The 14,364-nt window shown below is 63.6% G+C and carries 17 protein-coding genes; 9 read left to right on the top strand and 8 right to left on the bottom strand.

Annotated features, from left to right (window positions below):
• Positions 1 to 32: 32 nt before the first annotated feature.
• The 4 genes from MESCI_RS09170 to MESCI_RS09155 all read left to right on the top strand — a co-directional run bounded on the left by MESCI_RS09170 (position 33) and on the right by MESCI_RS09155 (position 2,810).
• Entirely contained in the window at positions 33 to 518 is a 486-nt protein-coding gene (locus tag MESCI_RS09170; protein ID WP_263484965.1) for a MaoC family dehydratase, read from the top strand.
• Entirely contained in the window at positions 515 to 1,546 is a 1,032-nt protein-coding gene (locus MESCI_RS09165; protein ID WP_013529667.1) for a phosphotransferase family protein, read from the top strand. The genes MESCI_RS09170 and MESCI_RS09165 overlap by 4 nt, the downstream gene beginning before the upstream one ends.
• 165 nt (positions 1,547 to 1,711) lie before the next feature.
• Positions 1,712 to 2,356, top strand: a complete 645-nt coding sequence (locus MESCI_RS09160) for a TetR/AcrR family transcriptional regulator (protein ID WP_013529665.1) — start codon at positions 1,712 to 1,714, stop codon at positions 2,354 to 2,356.
• 205 nt (positions 2,357 to 2,561) lie between these two features.
• Entirely contained in the window at positions 2,562 to 2,810 is a 249-nt protein-coding gene (locus MESCI_RS09155; protein ID WP_013529664.1) for a DUF680 domain-containing protein, read from the top strand.
• 42 nt (positions 2,811 to 2,852) lie between these two features.
• Here MESCI_RS09155 and MESCI_RS09150 read toward each other — a convergent pair whose 3' ends face one another.
• The 8 genes from MESCI_RS09150 to MESCI_RS09115 form a co-directional block, all read right to left on the bottom strand.
• On the bottom strand, positions 2,853 to 3,902 hold the full coding sequence (locus MESCI_RS09150; protein WP_013529663.1) for a Gfo/Idh/MocA family protein: 1,050 nt from the start codon (positions 3,900 to 3,902) through the stop codon (positions 2,853 to 2,855).
• 70 nt (positions 3,903 to 3,972) lie between these two features.
• A complete protein-coding gene (locus MESCI_RS09145) occupies positions 3,973 to 4,758 on the bottom strand; it encodes a ThuA domain-containing protein (RefSeq protein WP_013529662.1) in 786 nt (261 codons plus the stop codon).
• A gap of 77 nt (positions 4,759 to 4,835) precedes the next feature.
• Positions 4,836 to 5,063, bottom strand: coding sequence for a hypothetical protein (locus MESCI_RS09140; protein ID WP_013529661.1), 228 nt, complete (start codon positions 5,061 to 5,063; stop codon positions 4,836 to 4,838).
• A gap of 59 nt (positions 5,064 to 5,122) precedes the next feature.
• Entirely contained in the window at positions 5,123 to 5,707 is a 585-nt protein-coding gene (locus MESCI_RS09135) for a sarcosine oxidase subunit gamma (RefSeq protein ID WP_013529660.1), read from the bottom strand.
• The gene (locus MESCI_RS09130) at positions 5,700 to 8,696 is read right to left on the bottom strand and encodes a sarcosine oxidase subunit alpha (RefSeq protein WP_013529659.1); all 2,997 of its coding nucleotides are present in this window, start codon (positions 8,694 to 8,696) and stop codon (positions 5,700 to 5,702) included. Before MESCI_RS09130 ends, MESCI_RS09135 begins: the two co-directional genes overlap by 8 nt.
• A complete protein-coding gene (locus MESCI_RS09125) occupies positions 8,693 to 8,989 on the bottom strand; it encodes a sarcosine oxidase subunit delta (protein WP_013529658.1) in 297 nt (98 codons plus the stop codon). The genes MESCI_RS09130 and MESCI_RS09125 overlap by 4 nt, the downstream gene beginning before the upstream one ends.
• A gap of 10 nt (positions 8,990 to 8,999) precedes the next feature.
• Positions 9,000 to 9,440 carry a hypothetical protein gene (locus MESCI_RS09120; protein ID WP_013529657.1) on the bottom strand — a complete coding sequence of 147 codons (441 nt, stop codon included), beginning with the start codon at positions 9,438 to 9,440 and terminating at the stop codon, positions 9,000 to 9,002.
• Positions 9,440 to 10,693, bottom strand: a complete 1,254-nt coding sequence (locus tag MESCI_RS09115) for a sarcosine oxidase subunit beta (RefSeq protein ID WP_013529656.1) — start codon at positions 10,691 to 10,693, stop codon at positions 9,440 to 9,442. The genes MESCI_RS09120 and MESCI_RS09115 overlap by 1 nt, the downstream gene beginning before the upstream one ends.
• 269 nt (positions 10,694 to 10,962) lie before the next feature.
• Here MESCI_RS09115 and MESCI_RS09110 point away from each other — a divergent pair, with 269 nt between their 5' ends.
• The 5 genes from MESCI_RS09110 (at position 10,963) to MESCI_RS09090 (ending at position 14,342) form a co-directional block, all read left to right on the top strand.
• Entirely contained in the window at positions 10,963 to 11,721 is a 759-nt protein-coding gene (locus MESCI_RS09110) for an SDR family oxidoreductase (protein WP_013529655.1), read from the top strand.
• 111 nt (positions 11,722 to 11,832) lie between these two features.
• Positions 11,833 to 12,219 carry an SET domain-containing protein gene (locus tag MESCI_RS09105; RefSeq protein WP_013529654.1) on the top strand — a complete coding sequence of 129 codons (387 nt, stop codon included), beginning with the start codon at positions 11,833 to 11,835 and terminating at the stop codon, positions 12,217 to 12,219.
• A 177-nt stretch (positions 12,220 to 12,396) separates the two neighbouring features.
• A complete protein-coding gene (gene rpsU, locus MESCI_RS09100) occupies positions 12,397 to 12,675 on the top strand; it encodes a 30S ribosomal protein S21 (protein ID WP_013529653.1) in 279 nt (92 codons plus the stop codon).
• A gap of 138 nt (positions 12,676 to 12,813) precedes the next feature.
• On the top strand, positions 12,814 to 13,656 hold the full coding sequence (locus MESCI_RS09095) for a tetratricopeptide repeat protein (RefSeq protein WP_013529652.1): 843 nt from the start codon (positions 12,814 to 12,816) through the stop codon (positions 13,654 to 13,656).
• A 209-nt stretch (positions 13,657 to 13,865) separates the two neighbouring features.
• Positions 13,866 to 14,342, top strand: coding sequence for a DUF992 domain-containing protein (locus MESCI_RS09090; protein ID WP_013529651.1), 477 nt, complete (start codon positions 13,866 to 13,868; stop codon positions 14,340 to 14,342).
• Positions 14,343 to 14,364 lie beyond the last annotated feature (22 nt).

The raw sequence follows: 14,364 nt of genomic DNA, 5'->3' as shown, positions 1-14,364 counted from the left end.
CGGCCACAGAAGCCGGGGGTGAACTGGAGGACATGAGCGTGGAACCGATCAGTCTCGATGTGCTTCTGGCCAGTGTCGGCAAGGAGGTCGGCGTGTCGCCGTGGCGGGTGGTCACGCAACGCATGATCGACCAGTTCGCCGACGCCACGGACGACCATCAGTTCATCCACTGCGATCCGGAGCGGGCGATGCGTGAAACGCCGTTCGGCGGCACCATCGCGCACGGCTTCCTGTCGCTGTCGCTGTTGTCGGCGATGACCTTCGAGACCATGCCGCCGCTGGAAAACGGCAAGATGGGCGTCAACCACGGCTTCGATTCGCTGCGCTTCCTGGCGCCGGTGAAAACCGGCGCGCGCATCCGCACCCGTTTCGTGCTGGCCGACGTCAAGGTCAGGCCGTCGGGCTGGGTGCAGACCGCGCATGACGTGACGATCGAGATCGAGGGCTCGAAGAAGCCGGCACTGACCGCGCGCTGGCTGACGCTGACCTTGATCGAACGCCAGCCCGAGACGGCATGAGTGATCCCGTTGTCGACCAGGCAGCGCTTGCGCCTTACCTCGAGGCGAACATACCGGGCTTTTCCGGGCTTGCTGCAGTCGAGAAGTTCAAATCCGGCCAATCGAACCCGACCTACCTTTTGACGGCGGCAAGCGGCCGTTACGTGCTGCGCGCCAAGCCGCCGGGGCAATTGCTGAAATCGGCGCACCAGGTCGACCGCGAATTCAGGGTGATGAGCGCGCTTGCCGGCACCGCCGTGCCTGTGCCTGCCATGCTGCACCTGTCGGCGGAAGGCTCGCCCATCGGCCGCATGTTCTACGTGATGGATTTCCTCGACGGCCGCATTTTCTGGGATCCGGCCCTGCCGGAGGCTGGCGACAATGATGAACGCGCCGCCATCTACGATGCCATGAACGACACCCTCGCCGCCCTGCACGAGGTCGATGTCGAGACTGTGGGGCTCGGCGATTTCGGCCGGCCGGGCAATTATTTCGAGCGCCAACTGGCGCGCTGGACGAGCCAGTACCGTGCCTCGGAAACCGGCACCGTCGCCGACATGGACCGGCTGATTGCCTGGTTGGAAACGCATATGCCCGTAGATGACGGCCGGATCTCACTGGTCCATGGCGACTACCGGCTGGACAATCTGATCTTCGCGCCGGACCGGCCAACGGTTCTGGCAGTGCTCGACTGGGAACTTTCGACATCAGGCCACCCCTTCGCCGATATCGCCTATCAATGCATGCAATGGCGGCTGCCGCACGCTTCCGGCTTTCGCGGCCTGGGCGGTATCGATCGTTCCGCACTCGGCCTGCCTTCCGAAGAGGACTACGTCGCCGCCTACTGCCGGCGGCGCGGGCTCACCGGTATCGGCAACTGGACGTTCTTCCTCGCCTTTTCCTTCTTCCGGCTGGCTGCAATCTGCCAAGGCGTCTTCAAACGGGCGCTGGACGGCAATGCCTCCAATCCCGAGAAGGCGAAAACCTATGGCGAGGCGGTGAAGCTGCTTTCGTGTCTTGCCGCAGAACTGATCGACAGGGAGGCGTGATGGGCCATTTCGAGAGAGGAACGGTGCTGATCACGGGGCTGCCAAATTACGACAAGCGTCGGCACGATCCGAAGCATACCGTTTGGGAACTTCCCGTGCCCTTGTCCGTTTCCGTACAGCGTATATAATTTAGCCAGTCACCAACCCAACCGAAGGCACCAGATCTTGCCGCAGAGCGTCCAGACACGCCGCGAGAAACAAAAAGCAGAACTGCGCTCCGAATTGCTCGAGGCCGCGCATAAGCTTGTCCAGGAAGAGGGCTATGAGGGCCTGACCATCCGCAAGCTGGCCAAGCGGGTCGGCTACGCCCCGATGTCCGTTTATTCCTACTTCGCCGACAAGCAGGACATCCTGTTCGCTCTGGCCGAGGACGCATTCGAGACGCTCGCTCGCCGCATCGAGGAGCATCCGTCCGATGATCCGATCGCAGCCTTGCAGGCGGTGATGACGGAATATGCCGCCTTCGGGCTCGGCAATCCCAACGAATACCGCACCGTATTCATGACCGAAAAGACCAAGCTGCCGGAAGGCAGGAGCTACGACGACATGGAAGAGAGCAACCCGGCGATGAAGGCGCTGATCAGCCGGGTCGAGGCCTGCGTTGCCGCCGGAAAATTGCAGGGCGATCCGCGCGCCATCGCCACCATGCTGTGGGCGGTCGGCCACGGCACGATCTCGCTGCTCATCACCTTTCCATTCTACCCCTTCGGCGACCCGCAGGCCTTCGTGAAGCGGATGTGCGATTTCACGCTCGCCACGCTCAGCACGCAAAACGTCCCGCCGTTGACCGAGACACCGGTCAACTGCTGAACGCCGTTTCCTTTCATTTCCATATTTTCTCTCTGCCCAGCCAAACCCTGGGGGGATTTCTTGGTTAACGAAAAATTTATCGTACGCGTACGGTTTTCCCTTGAATTCCCAATCGACGGTGTATACGTACAGCCTATCGTACATGTACGAGAAAAATTCACCCGTCGGTACGAATTGAATTCGACCCGGAAACCGGAGACTGACAATGAAAAAGACACTCCTCACCCTCGCCGCCGTGCTGGCACTTTCGGGCTCGGCTTTCGCCGCCAACACCACCCATCCGGTCAAGCATGCGCCGGTGGCGGCCTGCGTTGACACCAAGACCAATCTGAAGCTCGATTGCGCTTCGACCGGTTCGGTCGAGAAGAAGGGTGCCACGGAAAACACCGCTGAAGGCAAGGGCCCGCGGCTCGGCATCAGCATCAATCCGTGGATTGTGCCGAGCGCATTCTGATATCAGCAAAGATCACGTCTGGCCGGCACAAGCCGGCCAGCTTCAAGCGACCGAAATCGGCAGCTTCGCCGCTGAACTCTCAAAGGCTGCGTCGATCAGCTTCTGCATGTCGGCGGCGCGCCGGAACGACGGATCGCCATTCCGGCCTGCATCCAGCGCATCGGCAAAGCGTCGCGCATTGCGCTTGACACTGGGCAGATCCAAAGTCCGCCAGCGCTGAAGATCGACATCCCCGCCGAGGCAGGCCGACAGGCTCGATGCCTTGCCGTCGGTCTCGACCTTGATGGCGCCCTGGGTGCCGTGCAGGGCCAGCGACAGATCGTTGGCGTGGCCGGTCATATAGCGGCTCGCCACGATCGTGGCGAGCGCGCCGCAATCGAGCCGCGCCGTCATTGCCACGCTGTCATTGGCGTCCAGCACATAGTCGCCGATGCGCTCGCCCTCGGCCTTCGGAAACGTCACCAGATCGGCATGCAGGCTGACGATATCCTGGCCGGCGCCATAGGTGGCGAAATCCAGGATATGGATGCCGACATCGCCCAGCACGCCGGTCGAACCGTGCCGGCTGGACAAGCGCCACAGCCATTTGTCCTCGACCCGCCAGTCACCCCATGATTTGCTGACCAGCCAGCTTTGCCGGTAGCTCGCCTCGACATGGCGCAATGCGCCGATCTCGCCGGCCTGAACCATGCGCCGCGCCTTGTGGATCGCCGGTGAGTTGCGATAGGTGAGGTTGACCATGTTGATCACCCCGGCAGCCTCGGCCGCTTGCGTCATATCAAACGCGTCGGCGTAGTTCGGCGCCAGCGGCTTTTCGCAAAACACATGTTTTCCCACGCCGAGCAGCGCCAGCGTCGTCGCCCTATGCGCACCATCCGGCGTCGCGTTGATGGCGGCATCGAACTGGCCCCAGGCGATCGCCGCCTCCAGGCTCTCGAAAGAATCGCCGATCTTACTGGCCGCGGCGAACGCCGCAGCGCGACCGGGCACCTGGTCGACACAGGCGACGATGCTGCAGCCGGGAATCCCGGCAAACTCCTCGACATGATGCCCGGCGATACCGCCGGTGCCGAGCAGAAGAATTCGATGCATTAGCCCCAAGCCCCCAAAATCAACTCACGCCTTGGGCAACTCAGGCCCCGATCAGCTCAGGCCGCCCCAATCAGCTCAGGCCTTTGTCGCCATCGGCATGCAGGCGCAGCCCCTTCTGCACGATCTTCTCCTTGGCCGCATCCGTCGGCACGTTCGGCGCATTGGTGATGCCGGACCAGGCCGGCGCCGGGTTGTGCGCCCAATGGACTGCGTTTCGCAGCACCTGCTGCACGCCCTCATTGTGATAGATCGGATAGGTTTCGTGGCCTGGCGAGAAGTAGAAGATCCGTCCCGCGCCGCGCTGGTAGGTCAGCCCGGACCGGAACACCTCGCCGCCCTCGTACCAGGAGACGAACACCGTCTCCAGCGGCTCCGGCACCGCGAACGGCTCGCCATACATTTCGGTCTCGCCGATCTCCACGCACTCGCCAATGCCTTGCGCGATCGGGTGGCCGCGATTGATCGCCCAGACGCGCTCGCGCTCGCCCGCCTCGCGCCATTTCAGCGAACAGGGCGTGCCCATCAGCCGCTTGAAGATCTTCGAGTAGTGGCCGGAATGGAGCACGATCAGGCCCATCCCTTCCCAGACCCGCTTCTGCACCCGCTCGACGATCTCGTCCTTGACCTCGCCATGCGCCGCGTGGCCCCACCACAAGAGCACGTCGGTGGCCGCCAGGCGCTTTTCGCTCAGGCCGTGCTCGGGCTCCTGCAAGGTGGCGGTGGCCGCCTCGATGCCCTTGTCCTGATTGAGCGCGGCGGCGATGGTGCCGTGCATCCCCAAGGGATAGAGTTCGCGCACGGCTTCATTGGTCTGCTCGTGGACATTCTCGCCCCAAACGATCGCTTTTGTCGGCATTTTCATCTCCCAAAGCGCTTTAAATAGCATGTCCAAGGGGATTGAGAAGGTCCCGATGCCGCCTGGCCTGATGAAAACTACGTCTTGCGCTTGCGCCCCGGAACGGTCTTGGCCTTGCCCGGTTTCGCCGGTGCGCCGGGGATGGCGGTTCCGGTAATGGATACCGGATCGCTGGCCGGGAACGTGTCTTCGAGGCCTTCCTCGAGTTCCTCTTCGGCGCTCGGGGCTTCACGTCGCTCATGTTCGAGCGAGCGGACGGCCGATGTCTTTTTGACCGGCGACTTCGGCGCGGAATTCGACGGCATCGGCATTCTCCCTCGGCGTGCGGATGCAGAACGAGCGCGCCCTGCAAAACGTTCCGAGTTCAGACCGCCGCGTCCCGCGATCCCTCGGACAGGAAAGTAAAGACATAGTCCGAGAAGGAACGCCAGCATTCAACCCGGAAGGCGTCCGCGGCTGTGCGCAACAGCACGATCTCGGTCTTGCCCAGGATGGTGCGCGACGCCGCTCCAACCGGGAACGCGTCGAGCGACAGGTCTTGCGGGCAGCCCGCATTGATCGTCGCCGCTGCCCCCGCGCCCGTCACTGATATCGCGATGTTGCGATGCGAGATGCCGACCGCCGAGTGCAAAGCGGCAACCCCGGCGCAATCGGCCAGCGGATCGTTGCCGGCTTCATCGATGACAAGCCATTCGTCGGGGCCGAGCCACAAGGCGGTGCGCCCGCCCTTCGAGGCGGATGTCTTCGGCTTTTTCGGCAAGGTCACGCCGAGCGCCTTCGAAAGCGCTGCGGCCGAAGCCTCTGGCGCCCGCAATGAAACGCGCTCCACCGGCGGCAGCACCTCGACCTTGACGGCGGCGGCAGTGGTGCTGCGACCGGCCAGCGCCGGACGGCGTTCTACCGAAGACGATGCAGCTGGCGTCGTCTTTCTTGCAGCGGCCTTAGCCATTGAGGCGCCCTCCCGTTTCGTCGAAGAACACCATGCCGGTAACCTCCACTTCGATCACCCCGTTCGGCATCGGCACGTAGAGTGTCTCGCCGATGCGGTCGCGACCGCCGGCGACCAGCGCCAGCGCGATCGAGCGGCCGCAATTTTCCGACCAGTAGCTCGAAGTGACATGGCCGATCATCTTCATCGGGATCGCCTGCTTCGGATCCTCGACGATCTGCGCGCCTTCTTCGAGCACCACCTTGGGATCTTTGGTCTTGAGGCCCACCAGCTGCTTGCGGCCCTTGGCGACAAGGTCTGGCCGCGCCATGCCCCTGATACCGACGAAGTCGGTCTTCTTCTTGCCGACCGCCCAGTCGAGACCGGCATCGTTCGGCGTCACCGTGCCGTCGGTGTCCTGGCCGACGATGATGTAGCCCTTTTCAGCGCGCAGCACGTGCATGGCCTCGGTGCCGTAGGCGGCGGCGCCATGCTTCTGGCCTTCGGCCCACAGCGCTTCCCAGACCGCCTGGCCATAATCGGCCGGCACATTGACCTCGAAGCCGCGCTCGCCTGTGAACGACATGCGGAACAGCCGCGTCGGCACGCCGCAGATCTTGCCTTCGCGCACCGACATGTGCGGCAGCGCCTCGTCCGACATGTCGATGCCTTCGACCAGCGGCGCGATGATGTCGCGCGACTTGGGTCCCTGTACAGCGATGACCGCCCACTGCTCGGTGATCGAGGTCAGCCAGACATTGAGATGCGGGAACTCGGTCTGGAGATAATCCTCCATATGGTTCATGACGCGCGGCGCACCGCCGGTCGTCGTCGTCACATGGAAACGGTCGGGCGCCAGCCTGCCGACGACACCGTCATCATAGATGAACCCGTCCTCGCGCAGCATGATGCCGTAGCGGCAGCGGCCGGGCTCCAGCTTCTCCCAAGGGTTGGTGTAGAGCAGCTCCATGAATTTGGCCGCATCCGGCCCGACCACTTCGATCTTGCCCAGTGTCGAGGCATCGAACAGGCCGGCCGTCTTGCGCACGGCGACGCATTCGCGGTCGACCGCGGCATGCATGTCCTCGCCCGCCTTGGGGAAATACCAGGCGCGCTTCCACTGGCCGACATCCTCGAACACCGCGCCTTGCGCCTCGGCCCAGGGATGAATCGCCGTTTTACGCGTGGGGTCGAACAGCGGCCCGCGCGCATGGCTGACGATGGCGCCGAAGGTCACCGGCGTATAGGGCGCCCGGAACGTGGTCAGGCCGACCTCCGGGATCGGCTTTCCCAGCATCTCGGCGGCAATCGCCAGGCCGTGCATGTTGGAGGTCTTGCCCTGATCGGTGGCCATGCCGTTGGTGGTGAAACGCTTGACGTGCTCGATCGAGCGCATGCCTTCGTGCACCGCCTGGCGGATATCCTTGGCGGTGACGTCGTTCTGGAAGTCGACAAACGCCTTCACCGTCGTGTCCGGCCCGGCGCCAGGAGCCGCACCCAGCATGCCGCGCGACCAGCTCTCGGAGGCGTCGACCTTCGGCTTCGTACCCTTGGCGGTTTTCGCGCCCGCATCCCTGGCCGCTTTGGCGCCCGCGGCATAGGCCTCGTCGACCGTCGCCGATAGGCCGTCGGTACCATTGCAGGCGCCGACAGAGACGCAATCCTGCGCATAGGTGCCCGGCACGAAGCGCTTGGTCTCGTCGTTGAAGGCGACCTTGCCGCGCGACTGCGAGAACAGATGCACCGACGGCGTCCAGCCGGCCGACATCAGGATCGCGTCGACTGGAATGGTGCGTTCGCCGCCGCCATTCTTCGGCTGCACCGTCATCGAGGAAACGCGCAGCTTGCCGCCGGCGCGGATCACCGCGCGGCCGAAATTGACCTCGATGCCGAGCGCCCTCGCCTCGTCGATCACCGGTCCGGTCGGATTGTCGCGCAGATCGACGATCGCCGCCACGTTGACGCCGGCCTTCTTCAGGTCGATCGCCGCCGCATAGGCAGAGTCATTGGCGGTGTAGACGCCGACATTCCTGCCGACCGCGACGCCATAGTGGTTGAGATAGGTGCGCGCCGCGCCCGCCAGCATGATGCCCGGCCGGTCGTTGTCGGCAAACACCATGTGGCGCTCGATGGCGCCCGAGGCCAGCACCACGCGCTTGGCCCTGACCTGCCACAGCCGCTCGCGCGCCAGATCGTGGCCGGGAGCCTTCAGATGATCGCTGACACGCTCGACCAGGCCGACGAAATTCTGCGCGTAATAACCGAACGCCGTCGTGCGCGGGAGCACGCGGACATTGTCCATCGCAGTGAGTTTCGCCACCGCAGCTTGCGCCCAGGCAAAACCGTCCTGGCCGTCGATTTTCGCGCCGCTCTCGAAACGCAGGCTGCCGCCGAACTCGGCCTGCTCGTCGGCGAGGATGACGCGCACGCCGGTCTCCGCCGCTGCCAATGCCGCAGCGATGCCCGCCGCACCGCCGCCCAGCACCAGCACGTCGCAATGCGCGTAGCGTGACGAATAATGGTCGGGATCGGGCTGGTCCGGGGAAACGCCAAGCCCGGCCGCGGCGCGGATCTTTGGCTCGTACAGGCTCTTCCATGCCGCCTTCGGCCACATGAAGGTCTTGTAGTAGAAGCCGGCCGAAAACATCGGCGACGCGATGTCGTTGACCGCACCGACGTCGAAGGACAGCGACGGCCAGCGGTTCTGCGACTGCGCCTCGAGCCCGTCATAAAGCTCCTGCACAGTCGCGCGCACGTTCGGCGTCTTGCGTGCCGCGTCGCGCCTGATTTCGACCAGCGCGTTCGGCTCCTCGGCGCCCGCCGACAGGATGCCGCGCGGACGGTGGTACTTGAACGAACGGCCGACCAGATGGACGCCATTGGCGAGCAGCGCCGAGGCCAGCGTGTCGCCCTCGATGCCGGCATAGGACTGGCCATCGAAGCTGAAACGCGCGGTCTTGGCTTGGCTGAAGCGGCCGGCGCCGGAAATGCGGTGAGACGCGCCGCTCATTTGCCAACTCCTGGCAGCTTGGAGGGTTTGGGTTCGCCGGCCTTGTAGGTCATGACGAACCTGTCGGTGACGGTGTCGCGCACGGCGTTGAAGAAACGCGCGCAGCCATGCATGTGCCGCCACCGCTCATAGATGATGCCCTTGGGGTTGGAGCGGATGAAGAAGAACTTTTCGAAATCGTCGTCGCTCTCGCCGGCCATATTGGCCGAGCGCGCGATATGCGCCTCGCCGGCGTTGCGGAACTCGAGTTCCGGACGCTCTTCCTCGCAATAGGGGCAGCGGATGAGAAGCATTTGTTCGTTCCTACAATTCGCCGTGGCCGACGCGGGCGCCCGCCGGTTGATCGCAAAGCTTCTGTCCCAGGGTCGCGAACGGCGCGACGAGCCGGATGCGTTCCTCCACGCTTGCAGCGGGACGAAACAGATCGCGCGACGCCATGTTGCCGAGAGTGAGTTGCATCGGATCGGTGGTGACGATGACTTGACGCGGCTGGAATGTCTCGTCTTCGTCAAGCCCTTCGGGACGTCCCTCGAAGAACATCACCACCCGCTGGCCGCCGCTCCAGACGCAGGCCAGCGTGCCGTCGTCGACCGAAAACGGCCAGACGGTCTCGTTGCCGGTGCGGCTGATCGGTTGCGTGCGCACTTCGTCAGCCGACGGAAAATGGAACATGCCCCGTTCCCCCGCCAGCACGTGTTCCCCCGCCAGAATCAGCGGCATCGCGACAGCCATCCCAGCCATCATCAGTGCGCCACCGCCGCCGCCGCCGCCTCGTCGATGAGCCGGCCGGTGCGGAAGCGCTCGATGGTGAAGGGCGCATTGATCGGATGCGGATCGTCTTTGGCGATGGTGTGGGCAAAGACATGGCCCGAGCCCGGCGTCGCCTTGAAGCCGCCCGTGCCCCAGCCACAATTGACATAAAGCCCGGGCACCGGCGTCTTGGCCAGGATCGGCGAGCGGTCGGGCGTGACGTCGACGATGCCGCCCCACGAGCGCAGCATCTTCATGCGCGTGAAGATCGGGAACATCTCGCAGATGGCGTCCAGCGTGTGCTGCAATATGTGCAGGCCGCCGGTCTGCGAATAGGAGACATACTGGTCGGTGCCGGCGCCGATCACCAGCTCGCCCTTGTCGGACTGCGAGATATAGGCGTGCACCGTGTTCGACATGACCACGCAGGGCACCACCGGCTTGACCGGTTCCGACACCAGCGCCTGCAATGGATAACTCTCCAGCGGCATGCGCACGCCGGCCATGTTCATGATCACTGAGGAATGGCCGGCGGCAACGACGCCGACCTTCTTGGCACCGATGAAGCCGCGCGTCGTGTCGACGCCCAAAACCGCGCCATTGGCCGCCCGCTTGACCCCGGTGACCTCGCAATTCTGAATGATATGGACGCCGCGCGCCGAGGCGCCGCGCGCATAGCCCCAGGCAACCGCATCGTGGCGCGCCGTGCCGCCGCGCCGCTGCAGCGCCGCACCGACCACCGGATAGCGCGCATCCCTGGAGGTGTTGAGCGGCGGGCAGAATTCCTTCGCCTGCTCCGGCGTCAGCCACTCATTGTCGATACCGTTCAGCCGGTTGGCGTGCACGTGGCGCTTCAGCACCTGCACGTCGTGCACATTGTGCGCGAGCATCATGACGCCGCGCGCCGAATACATGACGTTGTAGTTGAGCTCCTGGCTCAGCCCATCCCACAGCTTCAGTGCATGGTCGTAGATGCCGGCGCTCTCGTCATAGAGATAGTTGGAGCGGATGATGGTGGTGTTGCGGCCTGTGTTGCCGCCGCCGAGCCAGCCCTTTTCCAGCACCGCGACATTGGTGATGCCGTGAACCGTGGCGAGGTAATAGGCGGTGGCCAGGCCATGGCCGCCGGCGCCGACGATGATGACGTCGTATTCTTTCCTGGGCTCAGGCGAGGACCACTGTTCTTCCCAGCCCTTGTGACCGCGCATGGCTTCACGGGCGATGGCGAATACCGAATATTTCTTCAACGTCCCAACCTCGCCCCAAAAAGGCTTCGCGAATGGCGGCCGGCGTTCATTCGGTCCCGGCGCGCGAGGTGTATCACTAGCGAAACAGCGCTTCCACCCTTGCGCTGTTTGCGACGGCGCTTGCCGTTTTGCGCCGTGGTGAAAAAGACGCATCCGGCGCGTCGGCGCTTTCCAGCATCTTGGCGAGTATCGGGTGGCTCGCTTTGCCTCGATCTGCGACCAAGCATCCCAACTGCCGGTCAAGCCGGCGCGAAGAAAAGGATGCAAAAATGTTCGCACTCGCCAACAAGGTCGCCATCGTCACCGGCGCCAGTTCCGGCATCGGCCGCGCCACGGCAAAACTCTTTGCCGAGGAAGGCGCCAAGGTCATCGTCGCCGCCCGCCGCCAGGCCGAGCTCGACGCGCTTGTCGCCGAAATCGCGGATGCCGATGGCATCGCCATCGCGCTTGCCGGCGATGTCCGCGACGAAGCCTACGCAAAGGCCCTTGTCGATCTGGCGGCCGAAAAGTTCGGTGGGCTCGACATCGCCTTCAACAATGCCGGCGCTGTCGGCCTGATGGGACCGATAGCCGAATTGCCGCTGGAAGGCTGGCGCGAGACGCTCGACACCAATCTCACCAGCGCGTTTCTCGGCGCCAAATACCAGGTGCCGGCAATGGTCGAGCGTGGCGGTGGTTCGCTGATCTTCACCTCCACCTTCGTCGGCCACACAGTCGGCATGCCAGGCATGACCAGTTATGCCGCAAGCAAGGCCGGCCTGATCGGACTGACACAGGTGCTTGCCGCCGAATACGGCCCGAAAGGCGTGCGGGTCAACGCGCTGCTGCCCGGCGGCACAGACACGCCGGCGGCAACCTTCAAGACCCCGGAATCACGGGCCTTCGTCGAAGGCCTGCATGCTTTGAAGCGTGTCGCTATGCCGGAGGAGATTGCCCGTTCGGCGCTCTATCTCGCCTCCGATGCCTCGAGCTTTACCACCGGAGCCGCTCTGTTTGCCGATGGCGGCGTGTCGATCAATCGGACGTGAAGACTTTTCGCGTCCGGAATGCATGCTCATAGCCGCCAGGCAGACGGCCGGTCTTGATTTTTCGCCGCGATTTGGCGATGCCGTTTCTGTCCAAAAGCGGGGTCTGGAACCATGTTGCTGATCAGAACCTATGTGACTGCGAGTGCGATCGAAGGCGTCGGCGTGTTCGCTGCGGAGCCGATCAGGAAAGGGGCTTCGATCTGGCGGCTCGATCCGGATTTCGACCGACTGGTCCCCATGGACAAATACGAAGCGGCCCCCCCGCATCTCAGGGAACTGCTCGACCGCTATGCCTATCCCAGCCCCGACCGGCCAGGTTTCATGGTCTATGAAGTCGACAATGGCCGCTTCATGAACCATTCCAGCAATCCGAATACGGATTTTTCGCAATATGGCGGGGCCACCGCGACCCGCGACATCGCCGTGGGCGAGGAGATCACCTGCGACTACGGCGAGTTCTTCGAGGATTTCGAGCTGCTGCACCTCGCGACGGCCTAGTCGGCTCCTTATCTCAAGGCAAACAGACTGCGGCTGACACCGCAAATTCATTTCCGCTGTGGACAGCGCGGCATGATTCTGCTATCAGCCGCCACAATTCGTGGTGTAAACCGCCGCGGAGGCTAGCGGCTATGATCGCTTGCCTGTTGATATCAAACCCGAAAGACAGGATTGCCCGTGCAGGTACTCGTCCGCGACAATAACGTTGATCAGGCGCTTCGCGCTCTCAAGAAGAAGATGCAGCGCGAAGGCATTTTCCGCGAAATGAAGATGCGCGGTCACTACGAGAAGCCGTCCGAGAAGCGCGCCCGCGAAAAGGCTGAAGCCGTTCGCCGCGCCCGCAAGCTGGCCCGCAAGCGCGCCCAGCGCGAAGGCCTGCTGCCGATGACGCCGCGCCCTGTTGCTGCCGGCGCCGCTGGTGGTGCAGCTGGCGCTCCGCGTCCGCCGCGGTTCTAACGCCAATTTTTCGTCCTTTTCGAAGGATATCAGAGGTGGCGCGATGTGGAATCGCCGCCACCTTTTTGTTTTGATGTGACCGGTCCGGAGGGGGAGCCGGATCTGAACGACGCGGCTTGAAGTGAGGACAGGGCAGACATGAACGCAACGAGCGTGGAGCGCGGGACCGCATTGCGTGGTTTCGCCCTGACAGCGGCCCTGCTCTCCGGACTGGCGCTTGCCGGCTGCCAAACGGCGGGCCCGACCGGTGAATTCAACAACATCGACAAGGCGCAAGGCTCGAGCGAGAACATTTCCTCGCTCTCGGCGGTCATCCAGCGCAATCCCCAGGATCCCGAAGGCTACAATGTGCGCGGCTCGGCCTATGGCCGTGGCGGTCAGTACCAGGCGGCGCTCAAGGATTTCAATCAAGCCATCCAGCTCAATCCGAATTTCTTCCAGGCCTATTCGAATCGTGCGCTCATCCAGCGCTTCCTCGGCAACCAGGAAGCCGCACTCGCGGACTACAACCGTTCGATCCAGATCAACTCGAACTATGACGCCGCCTATATCGGCCGCGGCAATCTCTACCGCAAGGCGGGTCGCACCCAGGACGCCTTCAACGACTTTCAGAAGGCGATCCAGCTCGATACGACCGACGCGCGCGCCTACCACAATCGAGGCCTGATCTATCAGAGCCAGGGCCAGCACAAATTCGCCATCGAGGATTTCTCGACCGCCATCTCGCTGGCGCCGGACGCCGCCGAGCCCTACAACGGCCGCGGCCTCTCCTATCTGGCGACCAATGACGAGGACAACGCCTTCTCCGATTTCAACATGGCGATCAAGCTCGACGGCAAGAACGCCGAGGCCTGGGCCAACCAGGCGCTGATCTACGAGCGGCGCGGTGACAAGGCGAAAGCCGCGAAATCCTATAAGGAAGCCGTTCGCCTCGACCCGACCTACCAGCCGGCCAAGGATGGCCTCGCCCGCGTCAGCTGATCTCGGTTTCGGCAAACGCTTCCCATACAAATCCGCGTGACATCCAAATGCCGCGGGATCCTTGGCGTGTCCGAAAAGACGCACTTCGCAACCGCGCATTAACCCCGGCAGGAGGCTTTCGGCCCCTGCCTTGATCGCGCCAAGTTTTCAGCGGAACGGTCTGGCCTCCCAAGCCGTTATCGAAAAGCAATTTGCGAAAGGACCCTCCCATGATCAAGAAACTCGGCTGCGCCGCTGCCCTCGCCACGACGATGTTCGCGGTGGCTCCAGCCAGCGCCGGCAAGCTGCAACTCGGCACGCTCGATTGCACCATCGACGGCGGCACCGCTTATATCGTCGCTTCCAACAAGGGCGTCTCCTGTGTCTTCCGGCCTCATCATCACGGGCCGTCCGAGGTTTACACAGGCGTCATCTCCAAGATCGGCCTCGATGTCGGCCAGACGCATCAGGGCCAGCTCGTTTGGGCCGTGCTGGCTGCGACCCGGGACCGTGACGGAGGCGATCTCGCCGGCAGCTATTACGGCCTCAACGCCGAGGCGAGCGTGGTGACCGGCGGCGGCGCCAATCTGCTGGTTGGCGGCTTGGACAGCGCCTTCATGCTGGAGCCGCTCAGCGTCCAGGCGCAGACCGGCGTCAACCTTGCCGTGGCCGTGACCTCGCTCCAGCTGATCCATTCATTCAAGTGATCGCATGGAGCCGTGCGCTCCA

The sequence above is a fragment of the Mesorhizobium ciceri biovar biserrulae WSM1271 genome, assembly GCF_000185905.1.
In the GTDB taxonomy this organism is placed as follows: domain Bacteria; phylum Pseudomonadota; class Alphaproteobacteria; order Rhizobiales; family Rhizobiaceae; genus Mesorhizobium; species Mesorhizobium ciceri.
Note: the sequence above shows the minus strand (reverse complement) of the source record. Positions and strands in the feature narration are given on the sequence as shown.